Genomic DNA, 14,122 nt, shown 5'->3' on the forward strand with positions numbered 1-14,122 from the left:
CCTTTATATGTTTTAATATCATAAAATATATAAAGGATTTTTATGAATATCACAAACGAGCAATTGTACAATAAAAGACGTCACTTTTTAAAGTTAGGTGCTGGAGCTTTGGTTAGTTCAGCCTTAGTTCAATCTGAATTAATGGCATTAAATTTCTTTCCTGATCCTAATAATGAAAAATTAAAACTTAGCGATGAAAAAATTGCAACTAATTATGTTAATTTTTATGAATTTTCTACTGATAAAAAAAGAGCTGTTGAGCTTGCAAAAAATTTCAATACAAAGGGCTGGAAAATAGAAGTTAGCGGGGAAGTTGAAGAGCCTTTGACTTTGACTATGGAAGATTTATTAGCCTTTCCTTTAGAAGAGAGAATTTATAGATTTCGTTGTGTTGAAACTTGGTCTATGGTTGTGCCTTGGGTTGGTTTTGAATTACGCGCTTTGATAGAAAAATGCAAAGTTAAAAGCGAAGCTAAATTTATAAAATTTACCACTCTTTTTGATAAAAATCAATTTGCTGACCAAGCTTCATTTTTCCCAACTCTTGATTATCCTTATGTAGAGGGCTTAAGATTAGATGAAGCTATGCACCCACTAACACTTATGGCTGTAGGAATGTATAAAAAGCCTTTATTAGGACAAAATGGAGCACCAATTCGTCTTGTAGTTCCATGGAAATACGGCTTTAAAAGTATCAAATCTATTGTAAAAATAGAATTTACCAAAGAACAACCTAAAACCACATGGGAGTTAGCAAACCCTAGAGAATATGGTTTTTATGCTAATGTTAATCCAAATGTTTCTCATCCAAGATGGTCTCAAGCGAACGAACGTCCTTTGGGAGATTTTTTCACTAAACCTACGCAAATGTTTAATGGTTATGAAAAAGAAGTAGCGCATTTATATAAAGATATGGATTTAAAGGTTAATTTTTAATGAACAAAAAAGTTTATAATATCGGCGGATTTTTAGCATTTACTTTAAGTGTTATTTTTAGCATTTATCAAATCAAGCAAGAATTTGATATTGTAAAATCTTTGTATTTTTATAGTGGTATATTTGGCTTAATCTTTTTTGGATTAAGCCTATTTTTTTCACTTTTAAAGTATAAGCACACAAAAGATTACCCTAAATTTTTAGGTTTTTATGCTTTTTTTTGGGCTTTAATCCACTTTTTAAATTATTTTGCTTTTGGAAAAAATTTAGATCTAATACTTTTTTTCAAAGAGACTTTTAGTAAAAATTTAGAATTTAGTGGCTTTGTATGCTTTTTCATACTCTCACTTATGTTTATAAGCTCTTTTAATTTTTTTAAAAAATTAAGTAAAATAAGAAAACTCGGATATTTTTGTTTTTTGCTAGTAGCTTGGCATTATTTTTTATCTGCAAAAATACCACAAATTCCACATTTTTTAGCTTTAAGCCTAGCCTTTATTTTTCTACTTATTAAATTATATAAAAATTATAAAAAGAGAAAAAAAGTAACTTTTTTGTAATTTCTTTCAAAAATACACATTGTTTAAGAAAAATAATATAAAGTTGTCCTTAAAATAAGATGTAGTATATCTTATTTTAAGGACAATCATGCAAAGAAGAGACTTTTTAAACGGAATGGCTTTAACTATACTAGCAGGAATGACTCCTTTGCAAGTATTATACGGTAAAGAAGCCAAAATTGAAGATTTTACCAAAGAATACTACCCACCAAAGTGGCTTGGATTAAGAGGTAGCAACAATGCAAGTTATGAGTTTGCGCATATGTTAAGAGATGGTGAAAAATTTGACTTTAGCGCTATCAAACCTAAACAAGAATATGATCTAGTTGTAGTTGGAGCTGGAATTAGTGGCTTAGCAGCTGCTTGTTTTTATCAAAATAAATTTGGAAAAGATAAAAAAATTCTCATCCTTGATAATCACGATGATTTTGGTGGACACGCTAGAAGAAATGAAATAGAATTAGAAGATGGTACTATTTTAAGTTATGGTGGTAGCGAAACCTTCCAATCTCCAAAAGCTTTATATTCTAAAGAGGTAGTAGACTTACTATCATCTTTAGGTGTGGATATTGATGAGCTTGCTAAACGTTTTGATGTAAATTTTTACCCTGATTTAAAACTTAGCAGAGGTGTGTATTTTTCTAAGTCTGAATTTGGAGTAGACAAAGTTGTAAATGGTAATCCTAGAAAAGTAATTTGCGATGATATTCCTGAAGAAAAAAGCAACGGAAGAAGCATTGAAGCCTTTATAGGGGATTTTCCACTTAATGATAAAGATAAAAAAGACCTTATTGCTTTATTTAAAAGCGAAAAAGACTATTTAAAAGGCATGGATAAAAAGCAAAGAGATGAATATGTAGCAAAAACAAGCTATAAAAAATTCTTAGAAGAAAAAGTTAAACTTTCACCACAAGCTGTAAAATTCTTTGAAGGTATGACAGATGACTTTTTAGCTTTAGGTATTGATGCTGTTTCTTGTGAAGATGCTAGAGTTTCTTTCTTACCTGGTTTTGATAAACTTGGTCTTGATCCAATCGAAGGAGAGGCTTTAGCTGAAATGGAAGAACCATATATCCATCACTGTGCTGATGGCAATGCTACTGTTGCTAGATTAATGGTTAGAAGATTAATTCCTGATGTGTCTAAAAAAGGCAAAGATATGGATGAGATTACCTTGGCTCATTTTGATTATTCTAAACTTGATCTTGCTAAAAACAAAGTACGTTTAAGATTAAACAGCACTGTTATAAATGTAGAAAATACAAAAGATGGAGCTTTGGTAACTTACATTAATAAAGGCAAAAATTACAGAGTAAAAGCTAAAAAAGTTGTAATGGCAAATTATAATAGTATGATTCCATATATAGTACCAAGCATGCCACAAGATCAAAAAGATGCTTTAAGCAAAAATGTAAAAACCTCTCTTTTACACACTAAAGTTATTATAAGCAATTGGGAACCATTTATAAAACTTGGGGTTCATGAAATTTATTCACCAAAAATGCCTTATGCTAGAACTAAACTTGATTATCCTGTGGATATGGGAGGATATCACCACCCAAGAGATCCTAAAAAGCCTATTTGTGTTCACATGGTTTGCTCTCCTTTAGCTTTTGCAAACATCCAAGGGATTGATCTTGATGGAATGGACGCAAGGGATAGAGCTAGAGTAGGCAGAAATTTATTATTCACTATGAGTTTTGAAGAGCATGAGAAAATTATTCGCGATCAACTCCAAGGTATGCTAGGTTCAGCTGGATTTAATCATGAAAAAGACATTAAGGCTATAGTTGTAAATCGTTGGGGACACTGCTATTCATATACAGAAAACAGTCTTTTTGATGATAGCGAAGAAGCACAAAAAACTATAGAGCTTGCAAGAAAACCTTTTGGCAATATCGTTATAGCAAATTCAGATTCTGATTGGTCAGCTTATATGCATTCAGCAATCGATCAAGCATATCGTGCTGTTAACGAACTTTAACAATCAAACTCCTTTTTAGGAGTTTGATAAATCAATCATCGTTTTTGATACCAATATAAATTAAAGCTAAAAGCATATAATTTACTAATCTAGTAGCATCAGGCAAGCCATTCCAAGTTTTACTCATCCACATACCAAACCACTCCGCAGCTACCACTTGAAAACCAAAAAACCAAAGCAAACAACAACAAGTTAAAGCAATAATTCCAAATTTTTTAGCTTCATGAAAAGTTTTTGCATCTGAATTTCTTGCATTAAACATATCCAAAGCACCTTTTAAAGCAGTTAGCATAATAAAAGCTTCAAAACAGATAATAAAAATATAAGCAACATGATGAATAGTAGGATTTGTAATAGCTCTATAAACAATAGCATTACCTAAATAATCAGGTTTAGTATCCATACTCATAACATGCTTTACAAACTGAAAATTTGAATTATAATCAGTTATATTGCCAAAAACAACAATAGCCGCTAAAGAGGCAACTGTAAGTAAGATAATCATTTTAGAATATCTTACTATGCTCGTCATAGAAAAACCGCAATTGCAATTCATTATGATACTCCTTTTTGTTAAAATTATATTAATATAATATAATAAATATTAAACAAAACTGAAATATCTAACGCAATCTTAAAGAATTCAATACAACTGTTACCGAACTAAAACACATTGCCAAAGCTGCCAAATGTGGACTAAGTGTTATAAATGGCACAAAACCTGCCGCAATAGGAATACACAAAGCATTGTAAATAAAAGCCCAAAAAAGATTAAGCTTGATGATGTTTTTAGTTTTTTGAGAAAGCTCAAAACAATAAGCTATTAAAGATAAATCATCTTTTATCAAAATCAAATCTCCGCTTTTTTTAGCAAGCTCACTTGCTTTGGAAAAACTTATGCTTGCACTAGCTAAATTTAAAGCAGGCGCATCATTAATACCATCTCCTATAAAAAGCACTTTTTCTTTTTTGATTTTTTGTTTTATAAAATCAAGCTTTTGCTCGGGTTTTAAGTCAGAATAATATTCATCGATATCTAATTCATTTGCTATTTTGGCAACACTTTTTTCATTATCACCACTTAAAATAATGCTTTTTATATATTTTTGTTTTAAATTTGCTATCAAATCCTTAGCTTCATTTTTAAGTTCATTTTTCAAGCAAATCCCGCCAAGACAAATTTTATTTTTTGCAAAATACAAACATATGGGTGCTTGATCTTCAAATTCTTGCAAAAATTGTTTATTTTTTTGTATATCAACGCCATTTTCAAGCATTAGTTTTTCATTGCCTATTAAATACACATCATCATTTTCCTCATAAAGCAAACCACTCCCCACCAAAACACTTAATTTTCCCTGCAAATTTAAATTTACATTTAATTCTTTAGTAAATGCCTTTGCGATTGGGTGTGAGCTTAAATTTTCAATTTGGGTAAGTTTTTGAAAATCTTCTTGAGAGAGATTATGCTTATAAACGCTTAAATCATTTTGACTTAAAGTGCCTGTTTTATCAAAAATAGCAAGTTTTATACTAGCTAAATTCTCTAATACTGCTGGATTTTTCACTAAGATAAAATTTCTTGCTCCATTTGCTAAAGCACTAACTATGGCTATAGGAGTTGCTAAACCCAAAGCACAAGGACAAGAAATTAAAAGCGTAGCACAAGCATGTAAAAATGCAGCGTTGATTCCTTCTTTAAAATACCAAAAAGCAAATACAAAAAGCGATAAAACAATAATACAAGCTACAAAATAAGCTGAAATTTTATTAGCTAAGTTTGCTAAAGGTGTTTTGACATTACCTGCTTTAAAAACAAGATCTTTGATTTGTTCTAATGAACTTTCAATAGCCTTTTTACTAGCTTTAATCTTTAAGCTTCCATTTATCAGCACAGTTCCTGCTAAAATCTCATCATCTTGCTTTTTAAAAAGCGGCAAAAACTCTCCTGTTAAAAAACTCACATCAACCTCAGCCTCGCCTGCTATAATTACCCCATCAGCGACAACGCTTTCACCCTCTTTTACTAAAATCACATCATTTTCTTTTACAAAAGCACTGGGTATGCTTTTTATACTTCCATCTTCTAAGATTATATTAGCTTTTTTAATATCTATGTTTTTTAATTTGTTTTGATATTCTAAGGATTTAAATTTAGCCTTTTCTTCTAAGTATTTACCTAATAAAACAAAGCTTATAATCATCGCTCCGCCACTAAAATACAAATAACCATCTTTACTAAATACCTCAAAATACACAAAAAAAGAATATATAAAGGAAGTAAAAGCACCTAGAGATATCAAGGTATTCATATCTAAATTTTTATGTCTTAATCCTTTAAGAGCGTGGATGAAAAAACCTTTTCCACAATAAAAAATCGCTATCATAGATAAAAACATTTGAATTAAAGCAGAAACATTTCCTTGAACAAACATTTCAAAATACATCACAATAGAGCTCAAAATTATACTCATGATAAGCTTTATTTTCATATTTTTAAGCTCTTTGAGTTTAAACTCGTATAAATTTTGCTCTTCTTGTAATATCTCAAAACCCAAAGCTTTGATTTTTGCTTTGATTTTTACTTCCAAAGATAAATCTTTAAGCAAAAACACTCCACTAGAATTGACATAAGAAACACTTACATCTTCTACTCCATCAATTTTTGCACAAACTTTTTCTATAGCATTAGAGCAATTAACACAAGTCATATTGCCTATTTTTAATTTTACTTCATGCATTATCTATTTCAAAACCTAATTCTTGTAATTGTTTTTTAAACTCTTCAACTTGCTCTGCTTTTAAGTCAATCTCTATGCTTTTTGTTTCAACATTTATTTGCATGGTACCAAATTCATCTTCTAATGAGGCCTTGAGTAAATTGACACAACTTTGACAATTAATATTTTTAGTTTTTATAATCATTTATTCTCCTTTTTCTCTGTATTCATATTTATGAGAGTGAAAAATTTTATTTTTTATAAATTTAAAGCCCATTTTTTCATAAAGCATTTTTGCATTTATATTTTCATCTTCTACGATTAATGAAAGTTTTTTACCATTTTTCAAAGCTTCATTGAAAGCATATTCAATCAATTTCTTAGCAATACCTTTTCCTCTTGCTTTTTCATCCACACAAATACTGTCTAAATAAAATTCATCTTCGCATTCTTTTAAAACCTTTTCATTAATTCCTAAAAATTCTAAATGTTCATTTAAAGGCTTATCTAGCTCATCTGCCAAAGCTCCATCATAAAAACAAATTGCGCCTAAAATTTCCTCATTTTCCTCATATACACACACATTTTCATAACTCAAACGATTGTTCTCTTGGATAAAAAAATTCTCCAAAACCTCTATGGCTTTTTGATACTCATCATAACCACTAAGTTTATAAATAAAATGATCCATTGCCAAGGCAAGCAATTGTATGCATTTTTTAGCGTCATCTTTCCTAGCTTTTCTAATCACTCTTTTACTCCTTTAAAATCAAATTTAGACTTCTTAGTTTATACTTTTAACTTTAAAACAATATAAGAAAGAGAGAATTTATGGGAAGAGCGTTTGAATATCGCAGAGCCTCTAAAGAAGCAAGATGGGATAAAATGAGCAAACTTTTTCCAAAACTTGCAAAGGCTATACAAGTAGCAGCAAAAGAAGGCGGAGCTGATCCTGACATGAATCCAAAGCTTCGCAGTGCCATAGCTACTGCAAAAGCTAACAATATGCCAAAAGATAATATTGACGCAGCTATTAAAAGAGCAAGTGGAAAAGATAGCGCTGATATTAAAAATATCCACTATGAAGGAAAAGCAGCGCATGGAGCTTTAATCATTGTTGAGTGCATGAGCGACAATCCTACACGTACAGTAGCAAATGTAAAAGCTATTTTTAGCAAAAATGGTGGAGAAATTTTACAAAATGGCTCTTTGACTTTTATGTTTTCACATAAAGCTGTTTTTCATCTTGAAAAATATGATGGAGATTTAGAAGAACTTGAACTTGAACTCATTGATGCAGGGCTTGAAGAACTTGAGCAAAATGAAGAAGAATTACTAATTATAGGTGATTACACTGCCTTTGGAGAACTTAGTAATGCCATAGAAAAAAAAGGTTTAGTGCTTAAAAAAGCAGGACTTGAGTATCTTGCTAACAATCCTGTAAGTTTTAGTGAAGAACAACTTCTTGATATTGAAAAATTGCTTGATAAATTAGAAGATGATGATGATGTGCAAGCAGTTTACACCAACATAGAATAGGAGCAAAAAATGCTTAAAAAAATCGACACAAAAGATGCAAAAAAATACAATTTTGCTATTATTAGCACCGAAAAAGGTGATATGAAATTAGAATTATTTCCTGATGAAGCACCACAAACTGTATGTAACTTCGCCAACCTAGCTAATGATGGTTTTTACAACGAACTTGTTTTTCACCGTGTGATTCCAAATTTTGTAATACAAGGTGGTTGCCCTTATGGTATAGGTTCAGGTGGTCCTGGTTATGAGATAGAGTGCGAATGCGACAATCAAAAACACAAACACTTAAGAGGTAGCTTATCTATGGCTCATGCTGGTAGAGATACAGGTGGATCACAATTTTTTATTTGTCATAGTCCACAACCTCATTTGGATGGAGTACATACTATCTTTGGACAAATCAATCCTGAAGATAAAGAAAGTTTAGAAGTACTAGATAGCATTAGAGCAGGAGATAAAATCAAAACTATCCAAATTTTAGAAAAACTTTAATTTTACATCTCCTTAAAATTGTGCTATGATTTTTTAAGGAGATTAACTATGCATTTTATTTTTATTTGTATTCATCTTATTTGTGCTATATTTTTTATAGCTTATGTATTTTTTGATGTATGTGTTTATCACTTTGCTTATAAACACCAAAGTAAAGAAGATTGCGATAAAATCAAAAAAGCCTATACTAAATCAAGTATTTTTATCTTTGCTAGTATTTTTATCTTGCTTTTATTGAGTGGATTTTATCTTTTAAGTTTTTATGAAATTAACTCTTTTTGGGATTTTTTTGCAAGCAATTTTGGCATATTTTTATTTATCAAACTTTTATTATTAATAACAATGCTAGTTTTGACTTTTTACTCTTTATTTTTTATAAAAGTTTTAAAAAGAAAAGACCCTTTAAAATCTCACTTGATTGCATTGATTTTATGTATTTTAATAGTCATTTGCGCAAAAGCCATGTTATATTTTTAAAACATTAAAACTAAACTTATATCATTAGCTTAAAAAATAAAGGTTATTTATGCTTAGTGATATTATAGATTTTTTACTTACACTTGCAAAAGATTGGGGTTATTGGGGGATTATTTTTCTTATGTTTATAGAAAGTTCCTTTTTTCCCTTTCCTAGCGAAGTAGTGATGATACCTGCTGGATATTTAGCCCATCAAAACGAACTTAACTTTTGGCTATGCCTGCTTTGTGGGACTTTTGGAGCTCTTTTAGGAGCTTTGCTTAATTATTATTTATGTTATTTCTTAGGACGGGAAGTTCTTTTGAAAATATGCAAATATTTTGGAGTTAATGAAGCAAAATTTGCTCAATTTGAAGCCTTTTTTAACAAACATGGTGAAATATCCACCTTTAGTGGAAGATTAATCCCTGGTTTACGTCAATATATTTCTTTACCCGCTGGACTTGCAAGAATGAATTTGAAAAAGTTTATATTTTATACTAGTTTGGGGGCTGGAATTTGGTGTTTAATCTTGCTTATATTAGGCTATGTTTTGGGTAAAAATGAAGATCTGATCAAAGAATATTTGCATTTTGTTATTATAGCTTGTATTATTTTTACCACTATAATTGTGGTTATTTATATCTATATCCAAAAAAGAAAAAAGGTATCTTAAAATTTCTATTTTAAATACCTAGTTTCATTAGCTAGGTGTTTTATTATTTCCTTTAATTTAATATATATTTTCCAAAAACCTTTAAATTTATATGATTTTATATTTGATTTTTGATAAAATCCTATAAATTATTTCAAAGAAAATACTATGGAAAAACCATCAATTCAAAATTTAACGGATTTTTTAATCGAATACATTAGTGTTTTTCTAAGTGCTGGAACTTACACAGCAAGAGTGGCAAAGTGCGTTGGAAGAATAGCTAATGCATATGGTTATGAGATTAATATGAATTTTTTCTTTCACCATACCACACTAAATATTTTTGACAAAAGTGATAATTCCATACAAAGAACCTATATCATACCTAATAAGCACAATCATATTAATTTTAAACTGATTTTAGAACTAAGTGCGTTAAGTTGGCAAATTCATGATCATAAATACAACTTAGAAGAAGCTAAATTTTCTCTTTTAAAACTCAAACAAAGCACAAAAAATCCTTTTTTAGCTAATTTATTTTTAGTTTCAGTGGCAAACTCAGCATTTTGCAAGCTATTTGGAGGGGATTTTTACGGCTGTTTATTTGTATTTTTGGCTACTTTAGTAGGTTTTAGCCTGAGAGTTTTACTTACTAGAATAAAAATTGATTTAAGAATTCAATACATTATTTGTTCTTTTTTATCCTCTTTTATTGTATTTTTTGGGGTAGATTTAAAACTCGTGCAAGAAGCTAATGTTGCTTTGGGTTCTAGTATATTGTATTTAATTCCCGGGGTATATTTTATAAACTCGATTATAGATATTTTAAAAGATCATATACTCATGGGACTTAGTCGCATTATAAGTGTGGCGATATTGGTGTGCTGTATTGCCATTGGAATTTATACTACTCTTAGCATTAGTGATTTTGGGATTTTAAGATGATTGATTATTCTTCTATACTTTGGGATATGTTTTTTGCAGCTTTAACAGGTTTTGGCTTTGCTTATGTGTGTAATCCGCCCTTTAAAACACTCATACTCTCAGCCATATTAGCCGCTATAGCTCATGGCATGCGCTTTACTTTGATGGGGTATTTTGGCTTTCAAACCTTGGCTATTGCAACCTTTATAGCTTCTTTTAGCATAGGCTGTCTTGGTTTGTTTTTAGCTAAGATTTTTAAAACACCTGCTGAAATTATAGCTTTTCCTGCTCTCATTCCTATGATACCTGGAATTTATGCCTATAAAGCAATTTTATATCTTATTTCATTTATACGTTCAGAAGATATTAGCGAAAAGACTAATTTCTTGATTCAATTTTTCGATCATTTTTTTACAACGCTTTCAGTAACATTAGCCTTAGCAGTAGGAGTAAGTGTAACTTTACTTTTATTTTTTGAACAAAGCTTTATGATGACAAGAAGTATTAAAAAAAGTAAAAATCACGATCAAAATCAATCGTGATTCATTTTATTTTTTGCTTCTATTCCCATAAGTGCAAAAGCTGTTTTAATACTTAAAGCACATATGGCAAAAAGTTTTAAAAGCTCATCTTCATTATCTGAGCCAACTACTTTATTTTCATTATAAAATTTATGAAATAAAGAAGCTAAATTTTTTAAATAATCAGGAATTTTTTGCAAGGCTCTTGATTCAAATGCATCATTAAGCACTGCTTTTAAATTTAAGCTTTCAAATAAAAGATTCATGCCATCTTCATTTAAACTCTCAAATTTAGCATGCATAACATCATTTACGCTTTTACCCGCTTTAGCAAATACTTGATGAATTCTAGCATGAGCATAATTAATATAATACACAGGATTAGAGCTATCTTCTTTTTTAAACTCATCTACATCAAACTCTAAATGTGTATCACATTTTTTACTAATAAAAATATATCTTAACACATCACTACCAAGCTCTTCTAAAACATCACCCATTAAGATGAAATTTCCTGCTCTTTTACTCATTTTATAAGGCTCACCATTTTTTAATAATGAAACCATTTGCGCTAGAATAATTTCAAGATTTTGACTATCATAACCTAAAAATTCCATAGCAGCTTTCATTCTAGCTATATAGCCATGATGATCAGCTCCCCATATATTAATACACTTATCATAACCACGGCTCATTTTATCTTTATGATAAACTATATCAGCAGCTAGATAAGTTCCTTTTCCATCATCTTTGATAATCACACGATCTTTTTCATCACCTTTAGCACTTGATGCAAGCCATATTTTACCATCTTGTTCATAAGTACCGCCATGCTCTCTTAAAGCTTTTAAGGTATTTTCTAATTCATTGTAATAACTCGTTTCACTCACATAAGCATCAATAAATATCTTAGCATCGGCCAAATTTTTCTTGATAATTTTAAGCATTTTATCCTTAGCCCAAAGTGCTAATTGCGGAATGTTTTCTTCTGCAAAGAAACCTTTTTCAAATTCAATAAAAGCTTCTTTTGCTACATCTATGATATATTCGCCTTTATAATACTCATCAGGATATTGAACTTGCTCATTCAAACAATGCTCTTTTACTGCAAGTAATATAGAAAGACCTAAAAGATAAATTTGATTTCCCGCATCATTAACATAATATTCTGTATCAAATTTATATCCTAAATGTCTAGCAACTCTAGTTAAGGTATCACCAAAAATAGCACCTCTAGCATGCCCTATATGCAAAGGTCCCGTTGGATTAGCGCTAACATACTCTAGTAAAAAACTTTCGTTTTTTGCCTCATCTTTTGCAAAATTCTCACCATCGCTCAAAGCTTGTGTAGCTAAAGAATTTAAAAAAGCTCTTGAAAGCTTAAAATTTACATAACCATTTAAAGCCTCTACACTTTCAAAACAATCACAATCTTTTAACTTAGCAACAATATCATTAGCAATTACCATAGGGTTTTGCTTTAATTCCTTAGCCAAAGAAAAAGCCAAAGGCGTGGCAAAATGAGCTAGATTTTTATTCTTAGGATTTTCTAAGATAAAATCTCTTCCTAGTTTTTCTTTAATTTCTTTATAAACTAAAGTTTTCAATGTTTTACCTTAAGCTTTTTTTACTTCTTCATTGTTTTCTTTTACAAGCACATCTTTTTCATTGATTTTTTCAATTTTTTGTGCATCTTCTTGAACAATTTTTTTATCATCTTCTGTGTTCATTTCATCTTTAAAAGTTTTAATACCTTTTCCTAAGCCTTTAGCAAGCTCTGGAATTTTTTTTGCACCAAAAAGTAACACCACAATAAGTAATATAATCAACCATTGAGTTCCGCTTGGCATATGCATTTTATTCTCCTTTATTCCATTGAATTTGAATTTGTTTTAAATCATGTTTTGTACTTTTTAACTTTGAAGCTTCAAAAACTGCTTCTAACTCCCTATAGCTTTTTTCAAGATCATCATTTATGATTAAAAAATCATATCGATCCAAATAAGCCATTTCATCACTAGCATTTTCTAATCTTTTACTAATATCTTCTATTTTATCAGTATTTCGCTTAAGCAATCTTTTTTCAAGTTCTTTTTTATTTTTGGTTGTAATAAAGACAGAAGTAATATATTCAGGCATTTTTTCTTTAGCTATACAAAAACCTTGCACATCAATATCAAAAACGACACTTTTACCCTCTTGCAATGCTTTTTTTACGGGGATTAACGAAGTGCCATAATAATTTTTATGCACCAAAGCCCATTCTAAAAAATCGCCTTTTTCTATACCTTGTTTAAATTTTTCTTCGCTGATAAAAAAATAATCTACTCCATTTTTTTCATTTTCCCTAGGAGCTCTTGTTGTACTTGAAATAGAAAAATAAATATTATCTTTTTCTTTAAAAAGCCTTTGAAGCAAGGTACTCTTCCCTGCTCCACTTGGTCCTGAGATGATTAAAATTTGACCACTCAATGTTTATCCTCATCAAAGCTTATATTAATGTTTATATTCATTTTCATGCCTTTTAAGGCTGCTTTTAAAGTATCATCAGTAATACTTGAAGTAATAGTTTGAGCTATGCTTTTACTAAGTTCATTTACCATTTCATCTTCTTGTAAATTTTCTACTTTTTCTTCAGTGTTTATCTTGCTCTCTTCTTTCTTTTCTACAATAACTGGAGCAAGCTCTTCACCTAAAGCTAACATAATATCATTTTCATTTAAATTTGCAAACTCATCTTGTGTATCATCTAAAATTGCGCCCATATTTTCCTCTATATTTTCCTCTATATTTTCCTCTATATTTTCCTCTATATTTTCCTCTATATTTTCCTCTATATTTTCCTCTATATTTTCCTCTATATTTTCCTCTATATCTAGAACTTGTGCATTTTCATTATTACCTGTTTCTTGGGTATCAAAATCTTGCATCATTTCCTCATCAAGATCGTTTAATTCCTCATCAAGTTCATCAATAGCAGCTAGTTCTTCTTTTATTTTATCTTGAGTGCTTAATTCTTCTTCAGGCTCAAAATCCATAGCCTCATCCTCTAAAAGTTCTTCTACTAAAGGCTCATTTTCTTCTGCAATGCTATCATCATCTTTTATTTCACCAATAAATTGAGCATCTTCAGGCAAATCATCAAAATTCATCTCCTTTTCGCCCATTTCTTCAACCATAGGCAATTCATCAAAAGAATCCATTTTGGCGGGATTTTCTTCTATATTTTCTTCTATATTTTCTTCTATATTTTCTTCTATATTTTCTTCTATATTTTCTTCTATATTTTCTTCTATATTTTCTTCTATATTTTCTTCTATATTTTCTTCTATATT

Annotated in this window: 16 protein-coding genes and 1 pseudogene; 9 read left to right on the forward strand and 8 right to left on the reverse strand. The window is 29.9% G+C overall.

Features of this window, described 5'->3' with window-relative positions:
* The first annotated feature begins 42 nt into the window (after nucleotides 1–42).
* The 3 genes from msrP to ACOTVC_RS02380 all read left to right on the forward strand — a co-directional run bounded on the left by msrP (nucleotide 43) and on the right by ACOTVC_RS02380 (nucleotide 3,480).
* Nucleotides 43–936, forward strand: a complete 894-nt coding sequence (msrP, locus tag ACOTVC_RS02370) for a protein-methionine-sulfoxide reductase catalytic subunit MsrP (RefSeq protein ID WP_047208442.1) — start codon at nucleotides 43–45, stop codon at nucleotides 934–936.
* A complete protein-coding gene (locus tag ACOTVC_RS02375) occupies nucleotides 936–1,496 on the forward strand; it encodes a sulfite oxidase heme-binding subunit YedZ (RefSeq protein ID WP_214116354.1) in 561 nt (186 codons plus the stop codon). The genes msrP and ACOTVC_RS02375 overlap by 1 nt, the downstream gene beginning before the upstream one ends.
* An 88-nt stretch (nucleotides 1,497–1,584) precedes the next feature.
* Nucleotides 1,585–3,480: an NAD(P)/FAD-dependent oxidoreductase gene (locus ACOTVC_RS02380; RefSeq protein WP_087684966.1), complete on the forward strand. Its 1,896-nt coding sequence runs from the start codon at nucleotides 1,585–1,587 to the stop codon at nucleotides 3,478–3,480.
* Between the two features lie 31 nt (nucleotides 3,481–3,511).
* Here ACOTVC_RS02380 and ACOTVC_RS02385 read toward each other — a convergent pair whose 3' ends face one another.
* The 4 genes from ACOTVC_RS02385 to ACOTVC_RS02400 form a co-directional block, all read right to left on the reverse strand.
* The gene (locus ACOTVC_RS02385) at nucleotides 3,512–4,036 is read right to left on the reverse strand and encodes a DUF2165 family protein (protein ID WP_039628593.1); all 525 of its coding nucleotides are present in this window, start codon (nucleotides 4,034–4,036) and stop codon (nucleotides 3,512–3,514) included.
* A 67-nt stretch (nucleotides 4,037–4,103) separates the two neighbouring features.
* Entirely contained in the window at nucleotides 4,104–6,221 is a 2,118-nt protein-coding gene (locus ACOTVC_RS02390) for a heavy metal translocating P-type ATPase (RefSeq protein ID WP_421627613.1), read from the reverse strand.
* Nucleotides 6,214–6,405 carry a cation transporter gene (locus ACOTVC_RS02395; RefSeq protein ID WP_257912155.1) on the reverse strand — a complete coding sequence of 64 codons (192 nt, stop codon included), beginning with the start codon at nucleotides 6,403–6,405 and terminating at the stop codon, nucleotides 6,214–6,216. Before ACOTVC_RS02395 ends, ACOTVC_RS02390 begins: the two co-directional genes overlap by 8 nt.
* Entirely contained in the window at nucleotides 6,406–6,951 is a 546-nt protein-coding gene (locus ACOTVC_RS02400) for a GNAT family N-acetyltransferase (protein ID WP_257912154.1), read from the reverse strand. It lies immediately after the preceding gene.
* 80 nt (nucleotides 6,952–7,031) lie between these two features.
* On the opposite strand from ACOTVC_RS02400, the gene ACOTVC_RS02405 reads away from it, so the two are divergent.
* The 6 genes from ACOTVC_RS02405 to ACOTVC_RS02430 all read left to right on the forward strand — a co-directional run bounded on the left by ACOTVC_RS02405 (nucleotide 7,032) and on the right by ACOTVC_RS02430 (nucleotide 10,808).
* The gene (locus tag ACOTVC_RS02405) at nucleotides 7,032–7,739 is read left to right on the forward strand and encodes a YebC/PmpR family DNA-binding transcriptional regulator (protein WP_039618745.1); all 708 of its coding nucleotides are present in this window, start codon (nucleotides 7,032–7,034) and stop codon (nucleotides 7,737–7,739) included.
* A 9-nt stretch (nucleotides 7,740–7,748) separates the two neighbouring features.
* On the forward strand, nucleotides 7,749–8,231 hold the full coding sequence (locus ACOTVC_RS02410; RefSeq protein WP_257912153.1) for a peptidylprolyl isomerase: 483 nt from the start codon (nucleotides 7,749–7,751) through the stop codon (nucleotides 8,229–8,231).
* 48 nt (nucleotides 8,232–8,279) lie between these two features.
* On the forward strand, nucleotides 8,280–8,708 hold the full coding sequence (locus tag ACOTVC_RS02415; RefSeq protein ID WP_257912152.1) for a trehalose-6-phosphate synthase: 429 nt from the start codon (nucleotides 8,280–8,282) through the stop codon (nucleotides 8,706–8,708).
* 49 nt (nucleotides 8,709–8,757) lie between these two features.
* Nucleotides 8,758–9,363 (forward strand): DedA family protein, encoded by a 606-nt coding sequence (locus tag ACOTVC_RS02420; protein WP_214099143.1) that lies wholly within the window; start codon nucleotides 8,758–8,760, stop codon nucleotides 9,361–9,363.
* 147 nt (nucleotides 9,364–9,510) lie between these two features.
* Nucleotides 9,511–10,287, forward strand: a complete 777-nt coding sequence (locus ACOTVC_RS02425; RefSeq protein ID WP_126340965.1) for a threonine/serine ThrE exporter family protein — start codon at nucleotides 9,511–9,513, stop codon at nucleotides 10,285–10,287.
* A complete protein-coding gene (locus ACOTVC_RS02430; RefSeq protein ID WP_012661791.1) occupies nucleotides 10,284–10,808 on the forward strand; it encodes a threonine/serine exporter family protein in 525 nt (174 codons plus the stop codon). Before ACOTVC_RS02425 ends, ACOTVC_RS02430 begins: the two co-directional genes overlap by 4 nt.
* Here the strand turns inward: ACOTVC_RS02430 and argS are convergent.
* The 4 genes and pseudogenes from argS to ACOTVC_RS02450 all read right to left on the reverse strand — a co-directional run.
* Nucleotides 10,799–12,394 carry an arginine--tRNA ligase gene (gene argS, locus ACOTVC_RS02435; RefSeq protein WP_421627617.1) on the reverse strand — a complete coding sequence of 532 codons (1,596 nt, stop codon included), beginning with the start codon at nucleotides 12,392–12,394 and terminating at the stop codon, nucleotides 10,799–10,801. The two genes, ACOTVC_RS02430 and argS, sit on opposite strands and share 10 nt — an antisense overlap.
* 9 nt (nucleotides 12,395–12,403) lie before the next feature.
* On the reverse strand, nucleotides 12,404–12,643 hold the full coding sequence (locus ACOTVC_RS02440) for a twin-arginine translocase TatA/TatE family subunit (RefSeq protein WP_039618758.1): 240 nt from the start codon (nucleotides 12,641–12,643) through the stop codon (nucleotides 12,404–12,406).
* A 1-nt stretch (nucleotide 12,644) separates the two neighbouring features.
* On the reverse strand, nucleotides 12,645–13,259 hold the full coding sequence (gmk, locus tag ACOTVC_RS02445) for a guanylate kinase (protein ID WP_087684961.1): 615 nt from the start codon (nucleotides 13,257–13,259) through the stop codon (nucleotides 12,645–12,647).
* Nucleotides 13,256–14,122 (reverse strand): annotated as a pseudogene (locus ACOTVC_RS02450) (hypothetical protein); the annotation flags it as partial. The gene gmk and the pseudogene ACOTVC_RS02450, both read right to left, overlap by 4 nt.

It is taken from the genome of Campylobacter sp. GB48, assembly GCF_049221845.1.
Lineage (GTDB): Bacteria > Campylobacterota > Campylobacteria > Campylobacterales > Campylobacteraceae > Campylobacter_D > Campylobacter_D lari_C.

Excerpts from the sequence above, each read along its gene's own strand:
- ACOTVC_RS02415 (WP_257912152.1), top strand. The coding sequence starts at position 8,280 with ATGCATTTTATTTTTATTTGTATTCATCTTATTTGTGCTATATTTTTT.
- ACOTVC_RS02395 (WP_257912155.1), bottom strand. The coding sequence starts at position 6,405 with ATGATTATAAAAACTAAAAATATTAATTGTCAAAGTTGTGTCAATTTA.
- ACOTVC_RS02375 (WP_214116354.1), top strand. The coding sequence starts at position 936 with ATGAACAAAAAAGTTTATAATATCGGCGGATTTTTAGCATTTACTTTA.
- ACOTVC_RS02405 (WP_039618745.1), top strand. The coding sequence starts at position 7,032 with ATGGGAAGAGCGTTTGAATATCGCAGAGCCTCTAAAGAAGCAAGATGG.
- ACOTVC_RS02380 (WP_087684966.1), top strand. The coding sequence starts at position 1,585 with ATGCAAAGAAGAGACTTTTTAAACGGAATGGCTTTAACTATACTAGCA.
- ACOTVC_RS02430 (WP_012661791.1), top strand. The coding sequence starts at position 10,284 with ATGATTGATTATTCTTCTATACTTTGGGATATGTTTTTTGCAGCTTTA.
- ACOTVC_RS02440 (WP_039618758.1), bottom strand. The coding sequence starts at position 12,643 with ATGCATATGCCAAGCGGAACTCAATGGTTGATTATATTACTTATTGTG.
- ACOTVC_RS02410 (WP_257912153.1), top strand. The coding sequence starts at position 7,749 with ATGCTTAAAAAAATCGACACAAAAGATGCAAAAAAATACAATTTTGCT.
- ACOTVC_RS02420 (WP_214099143.1), top strand. The coding sequence starts at position 8,758 with ATGCTTAGTGATATTATAGATTTTTTACTTACACTTGCAAAAGATTGG.
- ACOTVC_RS02385 (WP_039628593.1), bottom strand. The coding sequence starts at position 4,036 with ATGAATTGCAATTGCGGTTTTTCTATGACGAGCATAGTAAGATATTCT.
- ACOTVC_RS02425 (WP_126340965.1), top strand. The coding sequence starts at position 9,511 with ATGGAAAAACCATCAATTCAAAATTTAACGGATTTTTTAATCGAATAC.
- msrP (WP_047208442.1), top strand. The coding sequence starts at position 43 with ATGAATATCACAAACGAGCAATTGTACAATAAAAGACGTCACTTTTTA.
- ACOTVC_RS02390 (WP_421627613.1), bottom strand. The coding sequence starts at position 6,221 with ATGCATGAAGTAAAATTAAAAATAGGCAATATGACTTGTGTTAATTGC.